Annotated in this window: 1 protein-coding gene; it reads right to left on the reverse strand. The window is 58.1% G+C overall.

Annotated elements, in window-relative coordinates:
* Positions 1-418 (reverse strand): ATP-binding protein (locus tag H6B31_RS16790; protein WP_204899536.1); only part of this gene is annotated, 418 nt, incomplete at both ends.

Consider the following 418-nt stretch of genomic DNA (forward strand, 5'->3'; position numbering starts at 1 on the left):
GCAGGTCGTCCAGCGTGAGGTTGGTCGTGACGATCAGCGGCTTGCCGCTGCGGTAACGGCTGTCAATCACATTGAAAACCTGTTCCAGCCCGTACTCGGTTCCGCGCTCCATGCCGAAGTCGTCAATGATAAGCAGCGGATAGCGGCAAAGGCGGGAAATGTACTCGTTGCGCCCCTCAAAGCTGGCGGCAAGGTCATTGAGGATAAGGGCAAAATTCGTCATGTGGACGGGGATTTCTTTCTCCATGAGGGCGTTTGCGATACAGCCCGCAAGGTAGCTTTTCCCGGTTCCCACGCCGCCCCAGAACAGGCAGCCGATATTGTCGGCTCGCATATCCTCCCAGTGTTCCACATACCGGCGGGCAATCCCGGCCTGCGGGTTCCTGCCGTTGTCGTTCTCAAAAGTCCAGTCCCGCAT

The sequence above is a fragment of the Pseudoflavonifractor capillosus genome (assembly GCF_016899775.1).
GTDB lineage: Bacteria > Bacillota > Clostridia > Oscillospirales > Oscillospiraceae > Lawsonibacter.